This is a genomic window from Bacteroides cellulosilyticus DSM 14838 (genome assembly GCF_000158035.1).
Lineage (GTDB): Bacteria > Bacteroidota > Bacteroidia > Bacteroidales > Bacteroidaceae > Bacteroides > Bacteroides cellulosilyticus.
This window is the reverse complement of record NZ_EQ973491.1, coordinates 1,107,444-1,112,203: the sequence shown is the minus strand read 5'-3', so window position 1 is coordinate 1,112,203 and position 4,760 is coordinate 1,107,444. Positions and strand designations below refer to the sequence as shown.

The window sequence follows — 4,760 nt, the reverse complement described above, 5'->3', positions numbered from 1 at the left end:
CTCCGGAGACGTAGCCGGTGCCTCTTTCTTTTTGGTATCTTTTTCTTTCGGGGCAAGCCGAAAGAAAAAGTACAGTAACTTAAAACACAGAAAGGAGCCAATATGACATTAGATTTCGATTTCGTACTCAGATTATTAGTAGCCGGCATCTTAGGTGCCATCATCGGCCTGGACAGAGAATACCGTGCCAAAGAAGCAGGATATCGTACTCACTTTTTAGTATCGTTGGGCAGTGCCCTCATCATGATTGTTTCCCAATATGGCTTTCAGGACATTATCAAAGAAAACAGTGTCTCGCTGGACCCGAGTCGTGTAGCAGCCCAGGTAGTCAGCGGTATCGGTTTTATCGGTGCCGGTACCATCATATTACAAAAACAAATTGTCAGGGGGCTGACCACTGCTGCCGGAATATGGGCTACAGCAGGCATCGGTCTGGCGGTTGGAGCCGGAATGTATGTAATAAGTATAGCTGCTACCCTGCTCACTCTGGCTGGATTGGAACTGCTCAGCATCCTGTTCAAAAGTGTAGGGATGAAAAGCTCCATGATAACATTCTCTACCGAAAATAAGGATATCCTTAAGGAAGTATCCGATCGCTTTAACTCCCGAAATTATATGTTAGTCTCCTACAAAATGGAAAGATTAGGTTCCGGAGATACAGAAAGGTATATAGTGACTATGGTTATCAAATCCAAGCGGAGTAATGACGAAGGGCACATGCTGTCACTGATGCAGGAATGGCCGGATGTAACAGTAGAACAGATAGAATGATCTTATTACTGCTTCTCTGTCATGTGTTTCCAGTAACGTACAGGCATATCTTGTTTATGCTTCCGCGGATTTAGCCGTTCTTTGATACAGATGGCTTTAAAGTATGTCTTCCAGAGTTGCTGAAAAAGTTTCTCGTCTTTATCCATCAAGCTTTCGTCCAGCATACCCGTGACCAGATGTCCCTCGCGTGAACCTTCTTCAAAGGTAACCTGACGTACTTCTTTCAAATCATAATAGAAGCCATACGCCCGTTTTATGTCGTATATCAGCCAGGGCTGATCGGCAAAACGATCCTTAAAATGATCGATAGCCAGTGGTAGAGCATTCTTTTCCGGCTCTACCGCAGCAAAGAAGGTGCCGTCGGCAGCTTTCTGAAAACGGATAAACTGGAGCATACGAAGACGTTCCCAATCCACCCGCTTCCACATACGCGAGAATTCCAGCACATCCGGATCGGCAAAATTGGTTTCAATGGAACGGGGAGCATCAATCGCCTTACAGATATAACGGAACAAAAGCATCGGAGTTTCCTGTTCCTCCGCCAGCCAACATTGGGCAAGGCAAGACAGAGCACCGGAAGAGAGTTTCTTTTGCAAACCACGCCATACTCGCTTCGCCTTTTCTTCTTCGGTGATTACCGTGAAGACTTCATCATGAAATAAGGGTAATGGCTCTCCTTCCGGAGACAATGCATCAGGAAAAATACGACGGGAATAGGCTTCAAAAACAGAAGTCAGTAAGCCCTCGAAAGTATTATCAAAAACAAATATATTCATGGAAAGGAACTCTCTTAGTCGTGGAAATCAAGCAACAACTGCCTTTCGTCCACTTTCTTCTTGTTCGGTTTCGTAATCAGCAAACTGCGCACTGCTTGCGGAGTCATTTCATTCACTGTCTTCATGGGGAGTTCATGGCAAGTAATAAAGTACTGCGCCTTCTTCATCACTATTCCTATCTTTTTCAACTCATAGAAACCTAACTTAGAAAAACGACGGGATGCCACAATCAATCTTGCCGACTTCACTCCGACACCGGGAATACGCAATAACATCTCATAATCCGCCCGATTGATATCTACCGGAAACTGCTCCGGATGGCGCAAGGCCCACGACAGTTTAGGATCAATCTCCAGGTCCAGGTCAGGATATGCATCATCCACAATCTCTTCCACCTTAAACTGATAAAAGCGCATAAGCCAATCTGCCTGATACAGGCGATTTTCACGCACCAGCGGTGGTTGCTTCAGGGCCGGCAAACGCGTATCATACGTATTCACAGAGATATAACCGGAATAATAAACACGCCTCATTGTAGGTCCTTTGTAAAGAGCAGATGAAAGAAAAAGGATATCTTTGTCCGTTTCCGCCGTAGCCCCTACAATCATTTGCGTACTCTGTCCGGCAGGGGCAAAACGTGGTGCATGGCGGTGTTTCTTCCGTTCCTCCGAACTTTCCAATACGCCTTGCTGAATATAACGCATCGGTGCATATACACTTTTATGATCTTTCTCGGGGGCAAGAAGTTTCAGATTCTCCTCTTTCGGTATTTCTACATTAACGCTGAGGCGGTCGGCATACAATCCCGCTTCGTTCACCAGTTCACGACTGGCACCGGGGATACTTTTCAAATGAATATAGCCATTGAAACGATGCACTGTGCGCAAGTCCTTGGCCACACGCACCAGGCGTTCCATGGTATAATCCGGACTTCGCACCACACCACTGCTCAGAAATAACCCTTCTATATAATTGCGGCGATAGAACTCCATCGTCAGATCTACCAACTCGCTGACAGAAAGCGTAGCACGCGGCAAATCATTAGAACGACGATTGATGCAATATGCACAGTCGTAGATGCAATAGTTCGTCAGCATCACTTTCAGTAGTGAAATGCAACGCCCGTCTTCAGCAAAACTATGGCAAATGCCCCAGCCGCCGACAGTATTACCCAACATACCTGGTTTGTTGGAACGCACGGTACCACTGGACGAGCATGAGACGTCATATTTAGCCGACTCCGCCAGTATTTTCAGTTTATTGAGGACGTTTTCATTCATATCCACTACACAACTTACCACTTATCACCATAGTGCCCTTTAGCCGAAATTATTGTAACTGTCACAATTTCTTCTTCAATGGTATAAATAATACGATTAAACTTATCAATTCTCCTGCTCCAATAACCGGATAGAGTACCTTTCAATGCTTCCACTTGTCCAGTTCCCACAGTAGGGTGTTCTGCTATTTCCAAAAGTAATCTTTCGATTTTAGTAATTAATGCTTTATTTCCCGATTTCTTCAATTTAGCTAAATCCTCTATAGCCTTGGCTTCAAACTCTATGATATATTTCATCTCAGAGATTATCTATAAAGCTCTTGATTTCCTCGGCTGATTTAAGCTTTATGGCAGATTTTGTCTTTCCTGCTTTATGTGCTTTCACTCGTGCTGAAATCTCGGCCATATTTTCTACATCTTCGAAAAAGGAATCGCCACTTGGACTGGGATTTTCTAAAACTTCCACAGAAATAGAATTTGCTTTTACCACCAAGAGGTGCTCTATGAAAGCTTTCAAACTCTTACCTTGTGAAGCAGCCAAAACCGATAAGCGCTGTAATACGTCAACAGGCAAATCTATATTTTTCCTTTTTTTCTCTAATGTCATTGTCGCCATAATAACTCCTTTCTTTTTTTACAAAGATATAAAAGATATATCATATACACAATGTATATAGTTTGAAAAAGAATTAATAAAGAGATCCGCGTTATCTTGCGGCTGAACAAATTGCTTATTATTTGATGGGTATACCGAAAATATCGGGTGGCCCTATGTTTGTACCGGATAAAACAAAAAAGACCGTTCTCATTGAGACGGTCTTTCAATTCTTTCAGTAAGCGTGCTTATTATTTAGCAGCTTCCAAAGATGCTTTGCGGAATGCTTTCATTGATTTTTCGATTTCCAAAGAAGCCTTACGTGCACGAGTACCGGCAGCTTTGTTACCATTTTCAATCTGAGCTTTTGCATCTTTCTCGAATGCTGCATACAATTCAGCAACTTTTTCAACTAATTCTTTCATAATCCTTTTCTTATTAATATTACTTCGTTAATAATGTCTGGCAAAAATACACTCTTTCTTGAAATAAATGCAGAAAAACAATATTTTTTTTGAAATAATCCGCAAAAATTGCACAAAAAAATGTCCTCTGGCGTTTTTTACCTACTTTTGCAGGCATGAAACCCCTTACAGATACGGAATACATACACTTGCTCATAGCCGAAGGCGAACACCAAAGGCAGGACTTTAAGTTTGAGATTTCCGATGCCCGTAAGATCGCAAAAACGCTCTCCGCCTTTGCCAATACGGACGGCGGGCGGTTGCTGATCGGGGTAAAAGATAACGGAAAGATCGCCGGAGTTCGCTCCGATGAGGAACAATATATGATAGAGGCGGCAGCACAAATGTACTGTCAGCCGGAAGTGAATTATACCATGCAGACCTTTCAGGCGGAAGGACGCAGCGTGCTGGTAGTGCAGATTGAAGAAAGTCTGCAAAAACCCGTATATGCCAAGGATGAAACAGGAAAACCGTTGGCTTATCTGCGCATCAAGGATGAGAATATACTCGCTACACCGGTTCATCTGCGTGTATGGCAGCAAAGTGGTAGTCCGCGGGGAGAACTGATAACTTATACTGAGCGCGAACAGTTGTTGCTTGACTTGTTGGAAGAAAATGACAGTCTATCGTTAAACAGGTATTGTAGGCTGGCACGCCTTTCCCGACGTGCAGCGGAACATTTACTTGCCAAGTTCATCCGGTTTGATATTGTAGAACCGGTATTCGAAGGGCATAAGTTTCACTTCAGACTAAAATAAATGATTATTCTTCAATCCTGACTTCTACTTTCTGGATATGAAGAAAAACTTGTTTACAGAAAAACAAAAAACAGAAACAGTTGTTATTTTAGGGTATCTCAGTATGATACTTAGGGT

At 43.1% G+C, this 4,760-nt stretch carries 7 protein-coding genes; 2 read left to right on the top strand and 5 right to left on the bottom strand.

The window, feature by feature from the left end:
- Positions 1–102: 102 nt before the first annotated feature.
- A complete protein-coding gene (locus BACCELL_RS16495; RefSeq protein ID WP_007213072.1) occupies positions 103–771 on the top strand; it encodes an MgtC/SapB family protein in 669 nt (222 codons plus the stop codon).
- A gap of 5 nt (positions 772–776) precedes the next feature.
- Here BACCELL_RS16495 and BACCELL_RS16490 read toward each other — a convergent pair whose 3' ends face one another.
- The 5 genes from BACCELL_RS16490 to BACCELL_RS16470 form a co-directional block, all read right to left on the bottom strand.
- Entirely contained in the window at positions 777–1,547 is a 771-nt protein-coding gene (locus tag BACCELL_RS16490) for a TIGR03915 family putative DNA repair protein (protein WP_007213071.1), read from the bottom strand.
- Between the two features lie 14 nt (positions 1,548–1,561).
- Positions 1,562–2,827, bottom strand: coding sequence for a putative DNA modification/repair radical SAM protein (locus BACCELL_RS16485; protein ID WP_007213070.1), 1,266 nt, complete (start codon positions 2,825–2,827; stop codon positions 1,562–1,564).
- 14 nt (positions 2,828–2,841) lie between these two features.
- Entirely contained in the window at positions 2,842–3,123 is a 282-nt protein-coding gene (locus tag BACCELL_RS16480) for a Txe/YoeB family addiction module toxin (protein WP_007213069.1), read from the bottom strand.
- 1 nt (position 3,124) lies between these two features.
- The gene (locus BACCELL_RS16475) at positions 3,125–3,442 is read right to left on the bottom strand and encodes a hypothetical protein (protein WP_007213068.1); all 318 of its coding nucleotides are present in this window, start codon (positions 3,440–3,442) and stop codon (positions 3,125–3,127) included.
- Positions 3,443–3,672: 230 nt separating this feature from the next.
- Positions 3,673–3,846, bottom strand: coding sequence for a histone H1 (locus BACCELL_RS16470; RefSeq protein ID WP_007213067.1), 174 nt, complete (start codon positions 3,844–3,846; stop codon positions 3,673–3,675).
- Between the two features lie 155 nt (positions 3,847–4,001).
- On the opposite strand from BACCELL_RS16470, the gene BACCELL_RS16465 reads away from it, so the two are divergent.
- The gene (locus BACCELL_RS16465; RefSeq protein ID WP_007213065.1) at positions 4,002–4,643 is read left to right on the top strand and encodes an AlbA family DNA-binding domain-containing protein; all 642 of its coding nucleotides are present in this window, start codon (positions 4,002–4,004) and stop codon (positions 4,641–4,643) included.
- Positions 4,644–4,760 lie beyond the last annotated feature (117 nt).

Bases quoted from the DNA above. Each gene is read 5' to 3' on its own strand.
- BACCELL_RS16495 (WP_007213072.1), top strand. From the start codon at position 103: ATGACATTAGATTTCGATTTCGTACTCAGATTATTAGTAGCCGGCATC.
- BACCELL_RS16490 (WP_007213071.1), bottom strand. From the start codon at position 1,547: ATGAATATATTTGTTTTTGATAATACTTTCGAGGGCTTACTGACTTCT.
- BACCELL_RS16485 (WP_007213070.1), bottom strand. From the start codon at position 2,827: ATGAATGAAAACGTCCTCAATAAACTGAAAATACTGGCGGAGTCGGCT.
- BACCELL_RS16480 (WP_007213069.1), bottom strand. From the start codon at position 3,123: ATGAAATATATCATAGAGTTTGAAGCCAAGGCTATAGAGGATTTAGCT.
- BACCELL_RS16475 (WP_007213068.1), bottom strand. From the start codon at position 3,442: ATGGCGACAATGACATTAGAGAAAAAAAGGAAAAATATAGATTTGCCT.
- BACCELL_RS16470 (WP_007213067.1), bottom strand. From the start codon at position 3,846: ATGAAAGAATTAGTTGAAAAAGTTGCTGAATTGTATGCAGCATTCGAG.
- BACCELL_RS16465 (WP_007213065.1), top strand. From the start codon at position 4,002: ATGAAACCCCTTACAGATACGGAATACATACACTTGCTCATAGCCGAA.